Source organism: Azohydromonas australica DSM 1124 (assembly GCF_000430725.1).
Taxonomy (GTDB): domain Bacteria; phylum Pseudomonadota; class Gammaproteobacteria; order Burkholderiales; family Burkholderiaceae_C; genus Azohydromonas; species Azohydromonas australica.
Genome location: NZ_KE387214.1, coordinates 150215 through 168746, shown reverse-complemented (window position 1 = coordinate 168746; position 18532 = coordinate 150215). Strand labels below are relative to the sequence as shown.

General features: G+C 70.9%; 11 protein-coding genes, 2 rRNA genes and 2 pseudogenes. 8 read left to right on the top strand and 7 right to left on the bottom strand.

The window, feature by feature from the left end; all coding sequences use genetic code 11:
- From H537_RS0136095 to H537_RS0136085, 3 genes are all read left to right on the top strand, one after another.
- A 23S ribosomal RNA gene (locus H537_RS0136095) occupies positions 1-303 on the top strand; the annotation flags it as partial.
- Between the two features lie 131 nt (positions 304-434).
- Positions 435-547, top strand: a 5S ribosomal RNA gene (gene rrf, locus H537_RS0136090).
- A 229-nt stretch (positions 548-776) separates the two neighbouring features.
- Entirely contained in the window at positions 777-974 is a 198-nt protein-coding gene (locus tag H537_RS0136085; RefSeq protein ID WP_156902165.1) for a hypothetical protein, read from the top strand.
- 163 nt (positions 975-1137) lie between these two features.
- On the opposite strand, the gene H537_RS0136080 is transcribed toward H537_RS0136085, so the two are convergent.
- The 4 genes from H537_RS0136080 to H537_RS0136065 form a co-directional block, all read right to left on the bottom strand.
- On the bottom strand, positions 1138-2130 hold the full coding sequence (locus H537_RS0136080; RefSeq protein ID WP_043461620.1) for a Bug family tripartite tricarboxylate transporter substrate binding protein: 993 nt from the start codon (positions 2128-2130) through the stop codon (positions 1138-1140).
- Positions 2131-2162: 32 nt separating this feature from the next.
- Positions 2163-3278: a porin gene (locus H537_RS50065; RefSeq protein WP_051244428.1), complete on the bottom strand. Its 1116-nt coding sequence runs from the start codon at positions 3276-3278 to the stop codon at positions 2163-2165.
- 75 nt (positions 3279-3353) lie between these two features.
- On the bottom strand, positions 3354-5090 hold the full coding sequence (locus tag H537_RS0136070; protein ID WP_029001746.1) for a SulP family inorganic anion transporter: 1737 nt from the start codon (positions 5088-5090) through the stop codon (positions 3354-3356).
- Positions 5091-5133: 43 nt separating this feature from the next.
- Positions 5134-6699 carry a sulfatase-like hydrolase/transferase gene (locus H537_RS0136065; RefSeq protein WP_029001745.1) on the bottom strand — a complete coding sequence of 522 codons (1566 nt, stop codon included), beginning with the start codon at positions 6697-6699 and terminating at the stop codon, positions 5134-5136.
- 53 nt (positions 6700-6752) lie between these two features.
- On the opposite strand from H537_RS0136065, the gene H537_RS56640 reads away from it, so the two are divergent.
- Together H537_RS56640 and H537_RS0136055 are read left to right on the top strand one after the other, a co-directional pair.
- Entirely contained in the window at positions 6753-7277 is a 525-nt protein-coding gene (locus tag H537_RS56640; protein ID WP_029001744.1) for a MarR family winged helix-turn-helix transcriptional regulator, read from the top strand.
- Positions 7278-7357: 80 nt separating this feature from the next.
- Positions 7358-7828, top strand: a complete 471-nt coding sequence (locus H537_RS0136055; RefSeq protein ID WP_029001743.1) for a DUF3237 domain-containing protein — start codon at positions 7358-7360, stop codon at positions 7826-7828.
- Position 7829: 1 nt separating this feature from the next.
- Here H537_RS0136055 and H537_RS50060 read toward each other — a convergent pair whose 3' ends face one another.
- The 3 genes from H537_RS50060 to H537_RS47630 all read right to left on the bottom strand — a co-directional run bounded on the left by H537_RS50060 (position 7830) and on the right by H537_RS47630 (position 12078).
- Positions 7830-10532 carry a response regulator gene (locus H537_RS50060; RefSeq protein ID WP_051244425.1) on the bottom strand — a complete coding sequence of 901 codons (2703 nt, stop codon included), beginning with the start codon at positions 10530-10532 and terminating at the stop codon, positions 7830-7832.
- Positions 10529-11584: a response regulator gene (locus H537_RS47635; protein ID WP_169517166.1), complete on the bottom strand. Its 1056-nt coding sequence runs from the start codon at positions 11582-11584 to the stop codon at positions 10529-10531. The genes H537_RS50060 and H537_RS47635 overlap by 4 nt, the downstream gene beginning before the upstream one ends.
- 119 nt (positions 11585-11703) lie before the next feature.
- On the bottom strand, positions 11704-12078 hold the full coding sequence (locus H537_RS47630; protein WP_051244422.1) for a response regulator: 375 nt from the start codon (positions 12076-12078) through the stop codon (positions 11704-11706).
- A 101-nt stretch (positions 12079-12179) separates the two neighbouring features.
- On the opposite strand from H537_RS47630, the pseudogene H537_RS56125 reads away from it, so the two are divergent.
- The 3 genes and pseudogenes from H537_RS56125 to H537_RS47620 all read left to right on the top strand — a co-directional run.
- A pseudogene (locus H537_RS56125) lies at positions 12180-13652 on the top strand (calcium-binding protein); the annotation flags it as partial.
- 316 nt (positions 13653-13968) lie between these two features.
- Positions 13969-14079, top strand: a pseudogene (locus H537_RS57150) (hypothetical protein); the annotation flags it as partial.
- Positions 14080-14097: 18 nt separating this feature from the next.
- Complete coding sequence (locus tag H537_RS47620; RefSeq protein ID WP_051244419.1) at positions 14098-18438, top strand: beta strand repeat-containing protein; 4341 nt, start codon at positions 14098-14100, stop codon at positions 18436-18438.
- Positions 18439-18532: the final 94 nt, after the last annotated feature.

Below are 18532 nucleotides of genomic sequence, written 5' to 3'. Positions count from 1 at the left end.
CAGTTTGGTCCCTATCTTCCGTGGGCGCTGCAAGATTGAGAGAGCCTGCTCCTAGTACGAGAGGACCGGAGTGGACGCACCTCTGGTGTACCGGTTGTCACGCCAGTGGCATTGCCGGGTAGCTAAGTGCGGAAGAGATAACCGCTGAAAGCATCTAAGCGGGAAACTCGTCTCAAGATGAGTCTTGCCGGGGCCTTGAGCCCCCTGAAGGGTCGTTCGAGACCAGGACGTTGATAGGCTGGGTGTGGAAGCGCGGTAACGCGTTAAGCTGACCAGTACTAATTGCCCGTGAGGCTTGACCCTATAACTTTGACGAAGCAGTCAAAGGCGAGAATTTGAAGTTGTTGCCCAAGACGGCGACGCAATCAATAAAGCTGATAGACTCTGTGAATTGGCTCAACTGCTGAACGAAGCAGTTGGGCAAAAAGTTCAAGCCTGATGACCATAGCGAGGTGGTCCCACCCCTTCCCATCCCGAACAGGATCGTGAAACACCTCAGCGCCGATGATAGTGCGGATTCCCGTGTGAAAGTAGGACATCGTCAGGCTAATATCCCAGCAAACGCCCCGACCAGAATATGGTCGGGGCGTTTTGCTTTTGGGAATTCAATTGGGCAATGGACCCAAGCCGCCTGAAAACGCGGCTTGCCGTCTCCAGCGAGCTGCCGCGTTTCGCATCCTGGTTCGTCATCCCGCGAAAGGCGCCTGGCCTCCCCACGATGTCAGGGTCGAAAGTGCCGTGGTCATCCCCCGAAGCCACGGCAGGTGGCCCACGGCGTGCGCACCGCCGCCTTCGACAAGACCGGCACCCTCGCGGAAGGCAAGCCGAAGCTGGAGGCGCATGAGGCCGTGGACGGCGACGCCGCCGCGCTGCTGTCCCTCGCCGCCGCGATGCAGGCCCACAGCGAGCACCCGCTGCCGAGAGCCGCTCCGTCTCCTGGCTGGCGGACGTGGGCAGCAATGCGCTGTTGCTGAGGCGGTGGAAGGGCGCTCGGCGCTTGGGGACGCCGGGGGATGGGCGCGGGTGGCGTGCGCGCGGTGGGCAAGCGAGTGGGGAGGGCGATCAGGCGGCGTCGTGACGGCCACCGGAGCGAATCGTCCCCGCCGGGATGGGACCGCCGCCTGACAGGAGGCCCTCTCAGTCCTGCCGCAACCCGATCCGCTTCGCCACCGCGCCCCAGGTCTTGCTGTCCGCGGCCAGGCGCTGCGCGGTTTGCGCCGGGGTGGCGGCCACGACGTCCTGGTCCGTCAGGTGCAGCTTCTCGACCACGTCGGGGCTGTTGAGCCCCTTGGTCAGGGCGGCGTGCATGGCGTTGACGATGGGCTCCGGCGTGCCGCGCGGCGCGAACAGCACCAGCGAGAAGGTGGCGTCGAAGCCGGGGTAGCCCGATTCGGCCACCGTCGGCACCTCCGGCAGCAGCGGCGAGCGCTTGGCGCCGGAGACGGCCAGGGCCACCAGGCGCCCGGAGCGCACGTGCGGCAGCACCGTGGGCGCGGCCAGGAAGCCGCAGTCCACCACGCCGCCGATGATGTCCTGCATCGCCGGGGCCGGTCCCTTGTAGGGCACGTGCGACATCGAGACGCCCGCCACCGAACTGAACAGCTCCGTCGCCAGGTGCCCCGGCGAGCCGGCGCCGCCGGACCCGTAGCTCATGGGCTTGTCCTTGGCGCGGCGCACCAGCTCCGGCACCGTCTTCACGCCCACGCCCGGATGGCACACCAGGGTCTGGCTGAAGCTGCTGGCGCGCATCACTGGCTGCAGGTCCTCGGGCTTGAAGCTCAGGCGCTGGTAGACGTGCGGGTTCACCGTCATGAGCGTGTCGGTGGTCCACAGCCAGGTGTAGCCGTCGGGTGCGGAGCGCGCGGCCTCCGAGGCGCCGAGGTTGCCGGCCGCGCCGGGCTTGTTGTCGATCACCACCGGCTGCTTGAGCTGCGACTGCACTTTCTCGGCTGCCATGCGCAGCACGATGTCGCTGGGCCCGCCCGGCGGCAGCGGCACGATCACGCGGATCGGCTTCGCGGGCCAGGCCGCCTGGGCTTGAACGCCCAGCGGCAGTGCCGCGGCGAGCGCGAGCGCCAACGCGGGCAGGGCGAAACGGGACGGGGCTCGGGTTTGGGCGTGGGTTTGCATCGTCGTCTCCTTGTGTGCTCAGGCCGGGGAATTCAGAAGCTGTGGCGCAGGCCCACGCCGAGGGTGCGGGCCGAGCCGCTGACGGGCAGGGCGTTGTTGGCACCGAAGGCGCCGAACAGGGCGGCGGTGGCCCGGCCGTTGTAGCCCGCGTCGCGGTCCTCCACGCGCGCATAGCGCAGGTACAGCTCGGTGCGCTTGGACAGGGTGTAGTTGGCGCCGACGTTGACGTGCGTGGTTCGGCCATCGGCCTTGACGGCGCCGGTGGCATAGGCGCGGCCGTTGTCGCGCACCTGGCCCACCTGGGCCACGACGCTGAGCGCGCCGGCCACGGGCACGCGCACGCCCAGCGCGAAGCCGCGTGTGCGCGCCGTCGTTGCGGTGGGCAGCTCGTTGCGGTGTTCCCAGTAGTTGCCGCCCAGCTGCGCGCTGCCGAAGCGGTACGTGGCGCCCAGGTTGAAGGCCCGCTGCTGGGCCTCGCCGGCCGCCAGCCGTTGGCCGCCCTGGTGGAAGCCGGCGCTGGCGTCGAGGGCGCCGGCCTGGTAGCGCAGCAGCGCGCCCAGGCTGCGCTTGGCAGTGCCTGCCGCGGGAATCCAGCCGGTGGTGGGACCGGGCGCGACGGCGGCGCCCTCGCCGGCGGCCACCGACACGGCGCCGGAGAAGCCGCCGAGCTTGGGCGTCCAGTAGCTCACCTGGTTGTCCTGGCGGCTCTGCTCGCCGTTGGAGAGGTACATGGCGAACACCGGCGAGAAGGCGGAGAAGGCGTCGATGTCGCTGGACTGCATCGAGAAGTGCATGGGCGCGTACTGGCGGCCGAGGCGGATCTCGCCGGCGGTGGCCGAGGCCAGCCCGACCCAGGCCTGGCGGCCGAACAGCCGTCCGCCCTGCAGGGCCATGCCGGTGTCGGGAGCGAAGCCGTTCTCGATCACAAAGTTGCCGCTGAGGCCGCCGCCCAGGTCCTCGCGCCCGCGCAGGCCCCAGCGCGAGGCGGCGCTGCCGCCGCTGGAGACGCGGTTCACTGTCTCCCGCCCCGAAATCCGTGCCGATTCGACGTAGGCATCGACGAGGCCGAAGAGGGTGACGCCCGTTTGCGCCGATGCGGCGCCGGCGCAGGCGGCCAGCGCGGCGGCGCTGAGGACGGATTTGTTCATGCAGGGGTCTCCTGGTGGTTGTGGTTCGTCTTGCCCGGCAGGTCGCTGCCGGGTGGGGCGTCGTGGCCGGGCGCTTCAGCCCGCCTGGGGCGCGCCGCACTCCTCGAACACGCGCGCCGTGCAGCCGTGGCAGGCCTCGCGGTCCAGGCGCCGGGTGATCGCGGCGATGGCGCGGCGCTTGTCGGGGAACACGTGGTCGGCACCCAGCTCGTCCAGGAAGCCGTCGCGTCGCCACTGCGCCAGCACGCCGGGGCGCGGGCGGTGGAAATACAGGTCGCCGCCCTGGGCGCGGCGCGCGCGCAGCTCCTGGCGCCAGAGCTCGGCGCCGGCCACGTCGATGAAGTTCATGCTCTTGGCCATGACCAGCAGGTGGCGCTGGGGCGCGGGCTGGTCGCGCAGCGCCTGCAGCCGGTCCGACACATGCGCGGTGGCGCCGAAGTACACCGAGCCCTCCATGCGCAGCAGCTTCAGCTGCGGGCACTCCGGCCGCGGGTCGGCCGTGTGCGTCAGCACCACGAAGGGGCGGTGCGGCGAGGGGTCGCCGTTGAAACCCATGCTGCGCAGGGCCGGGCGCGAGGTGCGGTGCAGGTACAGGCCCAGCGACAGCGCGCTGCCGATGAGCACCGCCACTTCCAGCCGCAGCGTCAGCGTGGCGGCGCAGGTGATCAGCGCCACGGCCAGCTCCTGGCGGCTGGAGCGGGCCAGGTGGCGCCAGCGCGGCAGGTCCAGCAGCGTCCAGCCCACCAGTACCAGCAGGCCCGCGATCGCGGCGAAGGGGATCAGCGCCAGCAGCGGCGCGCTCAGCGCGACCAGCGGCACGACCAGCAGCGCCGACATCACGGCCGCCAACGGGCTGCGCGCGCCGGCTTCCAGGTTGGGCAGCGAGCGGTTGAGCGAGCCGCAGGAGACGTAGCTGGAGCACAGGCCGCCCACCAGGTTGGACAGGCCCTGGCCCAGGAACTCGCGGTTGGCGTCGATGCGCTGGCCCGAGCGCGCCGCCACGGCCTTGGCGATAGCGATGGACTGCGCCAGCGCCACCACCGTCAGCGCCGCGGCGATGCCCAGCAACTGCGGCAGCTGCTGCCATTCCACGCGCGGCAGGTGCAGCGGCGGCAGCGCCGAGGGCAGGGCGCCGAGCAGCCGCAGCTGCCAGGCCGGGGGCGCCCCGTGCTGCAGCGCCCACGCCAGCAGCGTGCCCACGGCCAGCGCCGCCAGCATGAAAGGCGAGCCGCGCCGCCAGCAGCGCAGCCCGGCGGCCACGCCCAGCGTCGCGGCCGCCACCAGCAGCGCGCCGGGCTGCGGCGCCTGCGTGAACGCTTCCTTGAGCACGCCGGCCGCGGCGGTGCCCGGCGGCAGCGCCAGGCCCAGCGCGTCCTTGAGCGCGTGCACCACGATCAGCAGCGCCGCGCCGGTGGTGAAGCCCAGCAGGGCGGTCGGGGAGATGAAGTTGGCAATCGCCCCCAGCCGCAGCGCGCCGGTGGCGAACTGCAGCAGCCCGACCAGCACCGTCACTGCCAGCGCCAATTCCACGTAAGGCCCGCTGCCCACGGCGGCCAGCGGCGTGAGCATGGCGAACAGCGCCAGCGAATTGGCGTTGGTGGGCCCGGACACCACGTGGCGGCTGGAGCCCGCCACCGCCGCGACGATGCATGGCACCACGGCCGAGTACAGCCCGTACTGCGGCGGCAGCCCGGCCAGCGTGGCGAAGGCGATGCCTTGCGGCAGCACCAGCACGGCGCCCAGCAGCCCGGCCAGCGCATCGGCGCGCAGGCTGTCAGGGGTGGGCGGCCACCAGGCGGGCGGACGGATCATGGGCGGCGAGTGGATGTGTTGCGGGTGGCGGGCAGGGCTCGGCTCACCACTGCCCGAAGAACACGCCCGCCTGCTTGTGGCGGTTGGTGCGGGACTCGACGAAGGCGTCGGTCACGGTGGTGCGGTGCTTGCGCCGGGCCAGGAAGTCCAGCAGCTGCTGGCGCAGCGTCTCGCGCACGCCGGCGTGGCTGGCGCTGCGGCCCAGGTCCTGGAACTCCTGCGGGTCGGCCTGCAGGTCGTAGAGCTGCTCGGGCGCGTTGAGCCAGTACACGTAGCGCCAGCGCGCCGTGCGGATCGAGAAGGCGCGCGCCTCCTGCGGCCCCTGGCCCACCAGCAGCCGCGCCTGCTTGAAGCTGTAGTCCAGCTCGGAGTAGACGAAGTCGCGCCACGCCGGGACCGCCTCGCCGTGCAGCAGCGGGCGCAGGCTGCGGCCCTCGACGCGGTGCGTGGGCTGCGCCAGCCCCAGCGCGTCCAGGATGGTGGGCACCACGTCCACGGCCTCGACGAAGCGCTCCTCGACGCGGCCGCGCGTGGCGTCGGCCTCGCGGCGGGGATCGACCACGATGAAGGGCACCTTCTGCACCGTGTCGTGGAACAGCTCCTTCTCGCCCAGCCAGTGGTCGCCCAGGTAGTCGCCGTGGTCGGCGGTGAAGACGATCAGCGTGTCCTGCATCAGGCCGCGCGCCTCCATGTGCTCGAACAGGCGGCCCAGGTGCGCGTCGAGCTGCGAGACCAGGCCCTGGTAGGCCGGGCGCACGGTGCGGATGCAGTCCTCGCGCTGGAAGCTCAGGCTTTCCTCGCTCTGCCGGTAGGCCGCCACCACCGGGTGCTCGTCCTCGCGCTCGGCGGCGCTGCGCACCACGGGCAGGCACTGGTCGGGCGTGTACATCGCGTGATAGGGCGCGGGCGCCATGTAGGGCCAGTGCGGCTTCACGTAGCTCAGGTGCAGCACCCAAGGCTGCTGGCCCATGCGGTCCATGAAGCCGATGGCCTGGTCGGTCATGAACGCGGTCTCGGAATGCTCCTCGCGCACGCGCGCCGGCAGGTGCACGTTGCGCATGTGCCAGCCGCTGACCACGCGGCCCTCGGCGTCCACGCCGGAGATGACGTAGTCGCTCCACGGGTCGGCGCTGTCGTAGCCCTGCGCACGCAGGAAGCCGGGGTAGCCGCTCTCGTCGCCGGGCGTGTGGTGCCCGTCGTAGCGGTCGATCTCCTCGAAGCCGCCGCGCTCCAGGAAGGTGCCCAGCTCCGACTGCCCGTCCAGCGCTAGGCGGGCCAGCCCTTCGTGGTCGGGCATGACGTGGGTCTTGCCGGCCAGCGCCAGCGTGCGGCCGGCGCCCTTGAGGTACTCGCCCAGCGTCACCTCGCCCACGGGCAGCGGCACGCGGTTCCAGGTCGCGCCGTGGCTGATGGGGTAGCGGCCGGTGTAGTAGCTCATGCGGCTGGGGCCGCACACGCCGCTGTTGACGAAGGCGTTGGCGAAGCGCACGCCGCGCGCGGCCAGCGCGTCCAGGTTGGGCGTGCGCAGGTACGGATGGCCGCTGCAGCCCAGGTGGTCCCAGCGCAGCTGGTCGGCCATGATGAAGAGGATGTTGCGCGTGCTTGACATGGCTCAACTCTAGGAACGCGACAATCGATTGTTGAAATCAACCGACCTACGCAATGACCCTGAGCCGTCGCGCCGAGCGCCTCGACGAGTTGATGAACTACCGCCTGACGCGGCTCATTGCGCTCAGCGGCGCGCCGGTGATCCGGCTGTGCGAAGGGCGCTACGGCATCTCGCGGCGCGAGTGGCGCGTGCTGGCGCACCTGGCGGTGCAGGGGCCGGTGTCGCCGTCGGCGCTGGCCGAGCAGATCGCGCTGGACCGCGCCCGCACCTCGCGCGCCATCGGCGGGCTGGTGGACAAGCAGCTGGTGGAGCGCGTGGCGCTGCCGGGCGACCGGCGCCGTGCGCGGGTGGGCTTGAGCGAGAAGGGCGAGGCGCTGCATGCCGAGCTGTTCCCGCAGGTGGCGGAGCTGAACCGGCAGCTGCTGGAGGCGCTGGACGACACGCTATTGGCCGGCCTGGACGCGGCGCTGCAGCGGCTGGAGGCGCAGGCGGGCCGCATCAACGGCAGTTTCGCCACGGAGGTGCGCGCCGACCGGCACCGCGGCATCGGGCGCCGCGGCGCGAGTGCCGGCAGCTGAGGCCTGTCGTCCTCTGGGTGGACTGCGCCGGGCGGGGTGGCCGGTCAAGATGGGTGCTCAACCATTGCAACCGCATCGCCATGTCCGCACTGCCTCCCGCTCCCGAGCTCGTTCCCCTGTGCCGCATCACCTGCGAGGTGGATGCGCTGGTGTCGCTGGGCGAGGCGCCCTGTGGCGAGCGGCGCTACGTGCCGTTGGGCGGCGGCACGGTGGAGGGGCCGGAGCTCAACGGCACGCTGGTGCCGGGCGGGGTGGACTGGCAGGTGCAGCGCAAGGACGGCGTGCTGGAGATCGCCGCGCACTACGTGCTGCGCCTGGCGGACGGCAGCCTGGTGGAGGTGCAGAGCAACGGCCTGCGCCACGGCCCGGCGGAAGTCATGGCGCGCCTGGCGCGCGGCGAGGCCGTCGGGTCGCACGAGTACTTCTTCCGCACCCTCGTGCGCTTCACCACCGGGGCACCGGCCTGGGTGCATCTCAACAAGATGATGGCGATTGCCGTGGGGCAGCGCGAGGCGCGGCGGGTGGTGCTGGATTTGTATCGGCTGGGGTGAGCTACGCCTCCACTTCCCCAAACGTGATGCGCACCGTTTCCAGGTGCCTTCGCAACGCTGCCAGCTGCGCCTCCAGTTGAAGCGGGTCGGCATCCGCCGGCGCGTGCTCGATCTGCTGGCAGCAGTGCGCCGCCCAGCGGAAGCCGTGCAGCGCGAAGCTGCCCGCGAGCCGGTGCGCGATGCGGCGCAGCGCGGCGCCGTCGCAGGCCTGCAGCGCCTGCGCCATCTCCTCCAGCGCCTGCCGGCGTGAGGCCAGGAAGCCGGGCAGGGTGTCGCGCAGGTCCGGGTCCAGCTCCAGCGTCGCTTCCGGGCCTGGCAGGGGCACCGGCGGCGGCACGGGCGGCGGCTCGCCCGGCACGCCGCCCGCGCCGCGCAGCGCGCGCAGCAGCTCCTCGCGGCCCACGGGCTTGCTCAGGTACAGGTCGAAGCCCGCCTGCAGGCAGCGGCTGCGCGTGGCCTCGTCCTCGTGCGAGGTCAGCGCGATCACCAGCGTGGGCCGGCAGCGGCTTTCCTTCTCGCGCGCGCGCAGCGCCTGCACCGCCTCGATGCCGCTCATCGCCGGCATCTCCAGGTCCATGAAGATCACGTCCGCGGGCTGCGCCGCGTGCGCCTGCAGCGCCGCGCCGCCGCTGGTGGCGGTGCGCAGTTGCAGCGGCGGGCTCGGCAGGCTGCGGCGCATCACCAGCAGGTTGTGCTCGTCGTCGTCCACGATCAGCACGTTCAGCCGCGGCAGCGGCGCCTCGTGGCGCGCGGCGTCCGGCGGGGCCACGTCCGCCGGGCAGGCCGGCGCCGCGCCATGCCCGGCCGCCGAGCGCAGCCGCAGGCTCAGCGTCGTGCCCTCGTCCTCGGCGGTGCGCATGTCCAGCTCGCCTTCCTGGATGCGCGCCATCAGCCGCGCCGAGTAGGTGCCGAAGCCCGAGCCGCCGCTCTTGCCCGCGGTGGCGTACTTCTCGAAGAAGCGCCCGCGCACCGCCTCAGGCACCGCGCCCAGGTTGTGGATGTGCACCCACAGCGGATCGCCCGGCTCCAGCCGGATGGTCACCGCGCTGCCCTCGGGCGCGGCCTCGATCGCGTTCTTCAGCAGGTTGGCCAGGATGGAGTAGCACAGCGTCTCCTCCGCCAGCGCCAGCAGCGGCGCATCCGGCTCGGCGCCGGCGCGCACGCACACCGCCACCCGGCGCGCGGCGGCCAGCGAGCCCAGGTCGGCCATCACCTTGTGCAGCAGCGGCGCCAGGTCCACCGCCGCGGGCTCGAAGCGGTAGCGGCCCTGCTCCATCTTCAGCAGGTCCAGCGAGAGGTTGATCATGTTGAGCACGCGGTAGCCGGCGCGCTCGACCAGCACCAGCAGCTCGGACTGGTCCTCGTTGAGCGGACCGGCCTCGCGCACCAGGCGCGGCAGCGCCACGATGCTGGCCAGCGGCGTCTTCAGGTCGTGGCGGCTCATGCGCTCGACCTCCTCGCGCAGCCGCACGTTCTCCTTCAGGGTCGCGTTCTGCACCTCCAGTTGCGCCGCCTGCGCGGCGGCCTGGCGCGCGAGGTCGCGCTCGCGCCGCGCGGACAGCACCTGCTCCGCCACGCCGATGGTCAGCACCAGCGCCTGCCACACCATCGACACGCCGTAGACGATCTCGCCTTCGAAGGGCACGGGGTAGCCCAGGCCTTGCAGCGAGCGCAGCAGCGCCGACACCGTCAGCGGCGCCCAGCCGACGACGTAGTACAGGGCGTAGCGGTTGCCCCGCGCCGCCAGCACGATGCCGGTGCCCAGCTGCAGCAGGAAGATGGGCGGCGTGACGAACGACAGCGCCACGCCGCCGAAGGACAGGTGCACCGGCGACAACAGCAGCAGCGCCGCCACGGCCAGGCCCGCCAGCCGCAGCTGCTCGTACAGGCGCGCCAGGCGCGGCACCTGGCGCGGCAAGCCCAGGAAGCCGTGCGTGAAGCCCAGCGAGAGCCCCAGGGCCAGCGCCGCGAGCAGCCACTGGCCGTCGATGCCCAGGCGGGCCCACAGCGCGCCGCCGGGCCACGCGTAGAGGTAGCCGGCGTTGCAGGCCGTGAACAGCACCAGCGCCAGCAGGTACAGCGTGTACTCGCCCAGCATGCGCTCGCACAGCACCGCCCAGTAGCAGGCGGCGATAACGGCAAAGGTGATGACGGCGACGTAGAAGATCGCCGCGGCGAGCAGCCGCCGGCGCTCCACGTCGCGCCAGGCCTGGGCATCCATCAGCTTGACCCGGACGGTGGCGCGGTGCTCGTGCGCGACGTGCAGCAGCAGCGGCGCGCCCCGCGCCAGCGTGTCGGGCAGCGCGAAGACCTGCGCATAGGCCGTGACCGGGCTGTCGGGTTGCGGCCGCAGCTTCGAGCGGGTCTCGCGCGCGCCGTAGGGCAGCACCAGCGTCAGCGGCTCGGACACGTTGCCCTCGACCACCAGCACCGACTGCACCGGCAGCATCGAGGGCGTGATGCGCAGCCAGCTGCCGTGGTCGCGGAAGGGCAGCTTCAGGTGCAGCGGGTCGGACGCCACTGCCGGTGCCTGGCGCGCCGCCTCGACCGCGTCCACCCCCGCATCCAGCGCCAGCAGCTCGGCCTTGAGCCGCACCAGCGGCGCCGGGTTGGCGAAGGCGCCGGCATTGCCCAGCAGCGCGCACAGCAGCATCAGCCAGCGTGCCAGGTGCGCCATGGCGCCGGTCCAGGCGGCGGCCTTCACGAGGCCGCCACGAAGCGCACCGGCGCGCCGTCAAGGTGGCGGCCCAGCGAGTCCAGCCAGTACGCCACCTGCGCCGGCTCCAGCGCCGCCGCGTTCTCGATGCGCAGGCAACCCTGTGCCGCCCAGGTGTAGCCGTAGAGCGCGAAGCTGCCGGCCAGCCGGTGCGCCACGCGCCGCACCGCGTCCAGCTCGCCGCGGGCCAGCGCGTGCCGCGCCTCCTCGATCAGCACACGGCGCGAGGCCAGGAAATCCGGCAGCCGCTCGCGCAGGTCTTCGGGCACCAGCACGGGGGACTCCGCCTCCGGCGCCGGCGCGCGCTCCGCGGCGGGCTCCTGCGCCTTGATCTCGAAGCGGTAGCCCACGCCGTAGACGGAATGGATGAAGCCGTGCCCCGGCGCCGCGGCGGCGAGCTTGCGCCGCAGGTTCTTGACGTGGCTGTCCACCGCGCGGTCGAACACTTCGGTGCTGCCGTCGTAGGCCAGCTCGATGAGCTGCGCGCGCGAGAACACCCGCCCCGGCTGCCCGGCCAGCACCGACAGCAGCCGGTACTCCTGCGGCGTGAGGTCCAGCGCCCGGTCCTGCCACCGCGCGCGCTGCGCCGTGGCGTCCAGCTCCAGCAGGCGTGGCGCCGGCGGCGGTGCCTGGTCCGGCCTCGGCACCGGCTGCGGCAGCCGTCCCAGCCGGCGCAGCAGCGCCTGCACCCGCGCCACCAGCTCGCGCGGGCTGAAGGGCTTGCAGAGGTAGTCGTCGGCGCCGAGGTCGAAGCCCAGCAGCCGGTCCATCTCGTCGCCGCGGGCGGACACCATCACGATGGGCACGTCGCTGAAGGCGCGCAGCGCGCGGCAGACCTCGGTGCCGTCGGCGCCGGGCAGCATGACGTCCAGCAGCACCAGGTCCGGCGCATGGGTGCGCACGTGCGCCACCACCGCGTCGCCGCGCGTCAGGTGCTCGGTGCGCAGCCCCGCCTGCCGCAGGTGTTCCAGCTGCACCGCAGCGACGTGCTCGTCGTCTTCCACCACCAGCACCCGTGGCGGCTGCCTGGACTCGTCCATCCATTCCCTCCCAGCATCCCGTGTCGCCCGGCCCCTGCCGGGCGGCCCGCGTCTGTGCGCGGGTCACGGGGTTCAGAACTCTTTGCTTCTGGCCCGCGGCCTTGGCCGCCGGCGACGGCTCAGGTGCCGACCACGGCGCGGATGCGCGCCAGGATGTCGCCGATGGGCGCGTGCTTGGACACGCCCGGGCGCCCGCCGATGACGCCATCGAGCTGCGCCGACTCGCTGCGCGAGACGATGGAGGTCAGGTAGAGGAAGGGAATGTCGCGCGTGTCCGGCGCCTCCGCCAGCGCGCGGCACACCGCGCCACCGTCCATCACCGGCATGTCGATGTCGCAGACGATGAAGTCCGGATGCTCGCCGCGCGCCACGTCCAGCACGCGGGTCGGGTCGTTGACGGCGACCACGTCGTAGCGCGCCCCCAGCTTGATCTGCAGGTAGTCGGTGACTGCCGGGTCGTCATCGACCAGCAGGGCTTTCTTTCTCGGGCTCATCGCTGCGGCTTCCCTCGTCTCATCGCGCGCGCGGCCCGCTCCAGCAGCGTTCTTCCCGCGCGCCCGAGCATTGTCCGCCCCGGCGGCAGCGCCGCGCGCCCATGCCGCACGCCGGCGGCGGTTCTCCCACATTGCTCCACATTCGCTGCGTAAAACGCACGGTGGGCTGGGGGCAGTGCGCCCGCGAAGACGTCAAACGCAGGACAGGAGGGATCACCATGGGAATGTTCAGCTGGGCCAAGAAGGCCTGGAACGATGTGTCGAGCACGGTCAGCAGCTGGGCCAAAACGGTTGAAACCGCCGTCAGCGACCTTGGCGACGGGCTGAAGGACCTGGGCAACGAGTTCAAGGAGCTGGGCAACGACATCAAGAGCCTGGCCGAGGACATCGCCAAGCTCGGCTACACCAAGAAGGACTTCGGCAACGGCAACGACAACTACACCTCGTGGTCGCTGGGCGCCAACATCCTCAACGGCAACGGCGGTGACGACAACCTCACGGTGACCGCCGGCGCCTACAACGTGCTCAAGGGCGGCGACGGCAACGACACGCTGAGCATCACCGTCGGCGGCTACAACAAGATCGACGGCGGCAGCGGCAACGACAAGATCTCGGTGAGCGCCGGCGTCTACAACGAGCTCTACGGCGGCGACGGCGACGACACCATCACGGTGTCCGCCGGCGCGGTGGCCGAGGTGGACGGCGGCAACGGCAACGACACCATCAGCGTGCTGGGCGCCAAGAACACCATCAACGCCGGCTGGGGCAACAACAGCGTCAGCGCCACCGGCGGCTCCAACAGCATCACGGCCTACGGCGGCAACGACACGATCAAGGCCTGGGGCGGCTCCAACACCATCGCCGCCGGCGACGGCGACAACACCGTCGAGGCCTGGGGCGGCTCCAACAAGGTCACCGGCGGATCGGGCCGGGACACCTTCAGCGTGGACGGCGTCAGCAACACCGTCGCCACCTACGCCGGCGACGACAAGGTCAGCGTGCTGGCCGCGCGCAACAGCGTGGACACCGGCGACGGCAACGACACCGTCTCGGCCGTCGGCGGCTACAACAGCATCAACGTCGGCAACGGCAACAACACGGTCGAGGCCTGGGGCGGCGCCAACACCATCACCGCGGGCAGCGGCAACGACAGCATCAAGGCCTACGGCGGCGCCAACACCATCACGGCCGGGGACGGCGACAACACCGTTTCCGCCGTGGGCGGCTCCAACAAGGTCACCGGCGGTTCGGGCCGCGACAACTTCAGCGTGGACGGCGCCAGCAACACCGTCGTCACCTACGCCGGCGACGACAGCGTGAGCGTGCTGGCCGCGCGCAACAGCGTGGACACCGGCGACGGCAACGACACCGTCTCGGCCGTGGGCGGCTACAACAGCATCGCGCTGGGCAACGGCAACAACAGCGCCGAGGCTTGGGGCGGCGCCAACACCATCACCGCGGGCAGCGGCAACGACAGCATCAAGGCCTACGGCGGCGCCAACACCATCACGGCCGGCGACGGCGACAACACCGTCACCGCCCTGGGCGGCTCCAACAAGGTCACCGGCGGCTCGGGCATCGACACCTTCAGCGTGGATGGGGCCAGCAACAAGGTCATGACCTATGCCGGCAACGACAAGGTGGACGTGCTGGCGGCCGACAACACGGTGGACACCGGCGACGGCAACGACACGGTCTCGGCCATCGGCGGCAAGAACACCATCACCACGGGCAGCGGCAACGACACCGTGACGGCCGCCGGCGCCTGGAACGTCATCGACACCAGCGGCAGCGCCGTCTACGAGACCGTCACGAACTACACCACCATGACGGTGGGCTTCGGCATCTTCAAGCAGACCATCAAGATCCCGACCAGCACCACTACCGTCGCTGGTCAGCGACGACAGCGACAGCGTCACCGCCGCCGGCGGCTACAACACCATCAAGGTCGGCGAGGGCAGCAACAGCGTCAACGCGGCCGGCGGCTACAACAAGATCAGCGCCGGCGCCGGCAACGACGTGCTCAAGGGCTACGGCGGCTACAACGAGATCACGGCCGGCGACGGCGACAACACCGTGGTGGCCGAAGGCGGCGCCAACAAGGTCTGGGGCGGCTCCGGCAAGGACACGGTGACGGTCGCCGGCGCGGCCAACTTCGTCTACACGTATGCCGGCAATGACAGCGTGACCGCCAACGGCGCGAGCAACACCATCGAGACCGGCGACGGCGACGACACCGCGACGCTCAACGGCGCCAGCAACGTGCTCGACACCGGTGCCGGCAACGACACCGTCATCGCCAACGCCGCCAGCAACATCATCAAGGCCGGCGAAGGCAACAACAGCGTCACGGCCAGCGGCGGCTACAACCAGGTCACGGCCGGCGCGGGCAACGACACGCTCAAGGCCTACGGCGGCTACAACAAGATCACGGCCGGCGACGGCGACAACACCGTGGTCGCCGAGGGTGGCGGCAACCAGGTCAATGCCGGTGCGGGCAAGGACCAGGTCACGGTTGCGGGCGCGTCCAACGTCGTCTACACCAACGGCGGCAACGACGTCGTGACCGCCAACGGCGCGAGCAACGTCATCGGCACCGGCGACGGCGACGACACCGTCACGCTCAATGGCGCCAGCAACGTGCTCGACACCGGCGCGGGCAACGACAGCATCACCGCCAACGCCGCCAGCAACGTCATCAAGGCCGGCAGCGGCAACAACACCGTCACCGCCTACGGCGGCGCCAACGTCATCAGCGCCGAGGGCGGCAACGACGTCGTCACCGCCGCGGGCGCGGCCAACGTCATCAAGCTCGGCGACGGCGCCAACACCGTCACCGCCTGGGGCGGCGGCAACGGCGTGACCACCGGCAGCGGCAACGACAAGATCACCGTGGGCGGCGGCGTCAACGTGGTGCTGGCCGGCGACGGCAACAACACCGTGGCGGCCTATGGCGGCGCCAACGCCGTGACCACCGGCAGCGGCAACGACGACATCGACGCCTACGGCGGCGCCAACGTGGTCGTGGCCGGCAAGGGCCAGGACAGCGTGCTGGCGCTGGGCGGCGCCAACGGTCTCTACACCTCCGACGGCAACGACCTGCTGCTGGCCGGCGGCGGCCTGAACGTGGTGGTGGCCAACGGCGACAACAGCCTCGCCATCGCCGCCGGCGCGGCCAACGTGGTGGCCGTCAACGGCAGCGACAACATCGTCGCGGCGGTGGGCATGTACAACGTGCTCGCGACCACCAAGGGCGACAACATCCTGGCCGGCGTGGGCATGGGCAACGCCATGCTGGTCAACGGCGGCGACAGCACCCTGGTGGCCGCGGGCGGCACGAACCTCGTGCTCAGCACCGAGGGCGACAACACCATCGTGGCGCTGGGCGGCTCCAACATCGTCGCCACCGAGCTCGGCGGCATGCTGGAAGACCTGGGCGACGTGAGCGCCTCGGCCCTGTCGGACTACTTCTCGGACCTGGTCGGCGACAGCGCCGCCAAGACGATGGACCAGGCCATCGACAAGGCCGTCGCCGACTACATCAAGACCGGCCACGGCGACGACACCGTGGTGGCCATCGGCGCGCTCAACGTGGTCTACACCGGCGCGGGCAACGACGTGATCACGGTCGCGGGCCAGAACAACATCACGCTGACCAACGGCGGCGACAACATCGTCACCGCCGTGGGCCAGAACAACGTGGTGGTCAACACCGCGGGCGACAACGTCGTCACCGCGATCGGCCAGAACAACATCACGCTCACCGGCATCGGGCAGGACCTCAACGAGGTCGCGTCGCTCATCGACGAGGCCGCCGGCACGGCCGGCTCCGCGGCGTTCAAGAAGTTCCTGGCGGCCAACGTCGCCGACGACGCGGGCAGGGACATCGTCACCAGCATCGGCTCCACCAACGTGGTCGTCACCTCCGGCGGCGATGACCTGGTCACCGCCATCGGCAGCACCAACGTGGTGTGGGCCGGTGCCGACGCCGACGTGGTGACGGCCATCGGCTCCAACAACGTGGTGGTGCTGGGCAGCGCGGTCGAGACCGGCGCCTCGCTGGTGGGCGTGGTGGACGCCGTCACCGCCGGCATCGTCGCCACCGACTACGTGCAGGCCCTGGGCCTGGACAAGGCCGGCACGGGCCAGCACGGCAGCGACGTCGCCACGGTGGTGGGCAGCAACAACGCCGTGATCGGCGGCAGCGGCGGCAACGTCATCACGGTGCTGGGCAGCAAGAACGGCGTCATCGGCGGCGCCGGCGACGACGTCATCACCACCATCGGCAGCTACAACGTCGTGGTCGGCGGCGCGGGCAGCGACATCGTCACCGCCGTGGGCAAGTACAGCGAGGTGGTGGCCGGCGCCGGCGACAACGTCGTCACGCTGCTGGGCAAGGGCAATGCGGTGATCGCCGGCGACGGCGATGACATCCTCACCAGCGTCTCGCTCAGCGGCTCCACCACCACCAAGACCGAGACCGGCAGCACCAAGAGCGCGGACCTCAGCTACAACGCGCTGTACGCCGGCGACGGCGACAACATCGTGACGCAGGTGGGCGCCGAGAACCTGGCCGTGACCGGCAACGGCCGGGACATCGTCACGCTGGTCAACTTCGGCTCCGGCACGTCGAGCAGCAGCACGGTGGAGGAGGAAGGCGGCGGCACCAGCAACACCAAGACCAGCTACGACACCTCGGTCAACGCGGCCTACACCGGCGGCGGCGACGACATCGCGGTGATCTACGGCCAGCACAACGTGCTGCTGTCGGCCGGCGGCGACGACACCGTGGTGGTGTGGGGCAGCAGCAGCAGCTTCAAGACCGAGACCAAGACCGAGACGGTCAAGGACGACGGCACGACAAGCACCGACAAGTCCGCGTTCAACATCGACACCGGCTTCAACGTGGTGATCACCGGCGACGGCGACGACACCGCGGTGCTCAAGGGCGTGCAGACGGTGGCCGTCACCGGCGCGGGCAACGACACGGTGGTGTCGCTCTCCGACAGCGCCAACATCGTCGTCACCGGCGCGGGCGACGACACGATCATCGCCATTGCGCCCGCGACCATCTTCGACTCGATCGAGTCTTTCGCCGAGAACGACTTCGCCACGCTGGGTGACGGCATGAGCGGCGGCATGGCGCTGTTCTCCATCATCAAGCAGGCCAAGGCGGCCTACAGCGGCAACCTCTCCAGCGTCTACGCGATCGGCAACATCATCGACGCCGGCGACGGCAACGACGTGGTGTTCGCCTCCTCGGCCGGCAGCTACGTGGGCGGCGGCAGCGGCGACGACGTGATGATGGGCTTCGGCTGGGGCCTGATCGACCACCTGCTCAGCACCCACACCAAGGACATCAGCGGCGCCGTGGACGGCCTGGCCGACGCGCTGGGCAACGTGCAGTTCTACCTGTCGGAATCGCTCCTGGGCAAGATCGCCTCGGCCTTCGGCGGCATGACCGACAAGGTGGTGGACGCCGCCGAGGACGTGGCGGACATCGTCTCCGACGTGGCCGGCAGCGTGGACGGCCTGCTCGACAAGGGCCTGGGCAGCCTGAAGGCCGTCACCGGGCTGGACCTGGACTTCGACGTGGCCGGCGGCGTGGACAGCGCGATGGACACCAGCATCGACTGGCTCACCGGCGCGATGGACTCGCTCGACACCACCGTGGAGGGCTGGACCGACGACGGCTGGCTGGCCGACGCCTTCAAGTGGATCGGCGGCGCCGCCGCCGACCTGGGCGACGTGATCGGCAATGCCGACGACAGCACCGGCTTCACCGTGGGCCTGTCGGCGCTGATGGGCTATCTCACCTACTCGTACTCGGGCAACAACGACCTGACCGCCGGTGCCGGCAACGACACGCTCTACAGCGGCATGGGCGACGACGACCTGCGCGGCGGCAGCGGCACCGACACCTACGTGTTCTACGTCGGCGACGGCCGCGACACGATCTACGAGGTCGCCGGCGGCAACGACCACATCGAGGTCCACGCCAGCCGCCTGTGGGACGAGGATTTCACCCTGTCGGCCAGCTCCATCGTCACGGCGATGGACGGCGACGACCTGGTGATCAGCTTCGTGCAGGACGGCGTGAGCTACGGCCGCATCACCATCGCCGACGAGGCCTCGGTGAACGTGCAGGACCTGACGCTGTTCGACACCGCGGGCCAGCAGATCGCCAGCGTGGACATCGCCGACCTGGTGGCGGCGGAGAAGGTGAGCTTCGACAAGGTCGCCGGCTACGACCTGGCCAGCATCTGGAGCGTGGAGAAGCTCGCCGACTTCAGCGAGCTGGTGGTGGAGGCGCTGACGGGTACGTCGACCACGCAGCACAGCGACCTGGTCATCGCCTGACGGTTGCGCGCCGGCTCAAGGGGCCGGCCACCGGGGATTCCGGTGGCCGGCCTTTTTCATTGGGCAGGCGGACTTGCCGGTGAGGCCCGCGCCG

Excerpts from the sequence above, each read along its gene's own strand:
- H537_RS47635 (WP_169517166.1), bottom strand. The coding sequence starts at position 11,584 with ATGGACGAGTCCAGGCAGCCGCCACGGGTGCTGGTGGTGGAAGACGAC.
- H537_RS0136065 (WP_029001745.1), bottom strand. The coding sequence starts at position 6,699 with ATGTCAAGCACGCGCAACATCCTCTTCATCATGGCCGACCAGCTGCGC.
- H537_RS0136070 (WP_029001746.1), bottom strand. The coding sequence starts at position 5,090 with ATGATCCGTCCGCCCGCCTGGTGGCCGCCCACCCCTGACAGCCTGCGC.
- H537_RS50065 (WP_051244428.1), bottom strand. The coding sequence starts at position 3,278 with ATGAACAAATCCGTCCTCAGCGCCGCCGCGCTGGCCGCCTGCGCCGGC.
- H537_RS56640 (WP_029001744.1), top strand. The coding sequence starts at position 6,753 with ATGACCCTGAGCCGTCGCGCCGAGCGCCTCGACGAGTTGATGAACTAC.
- H537_RS0136080 (WP_043461620.1), bottom strand. The coding sequence starts at position 2,130 with ATGCAAACCCACGCCCAAACCCGAGCCCCGTCCCGTTTCGCCCTGCCC.
- H537_RS0136055 (WP_029001743.1), top strand. The coding sequence starts at position 7,358 with ATGTCCGCACTGCCTCCCGCTCCCGAGCTCGTTCCCCTGTGCCGCATC.
- H537_RS47630 (WP_051244422.1), bottom strand. The coding sequence starts at position 12,078 with ATGAGCCCGAGAAAGAAAGCCCTGCTGGTCGATGACGACCCGGCAGTC.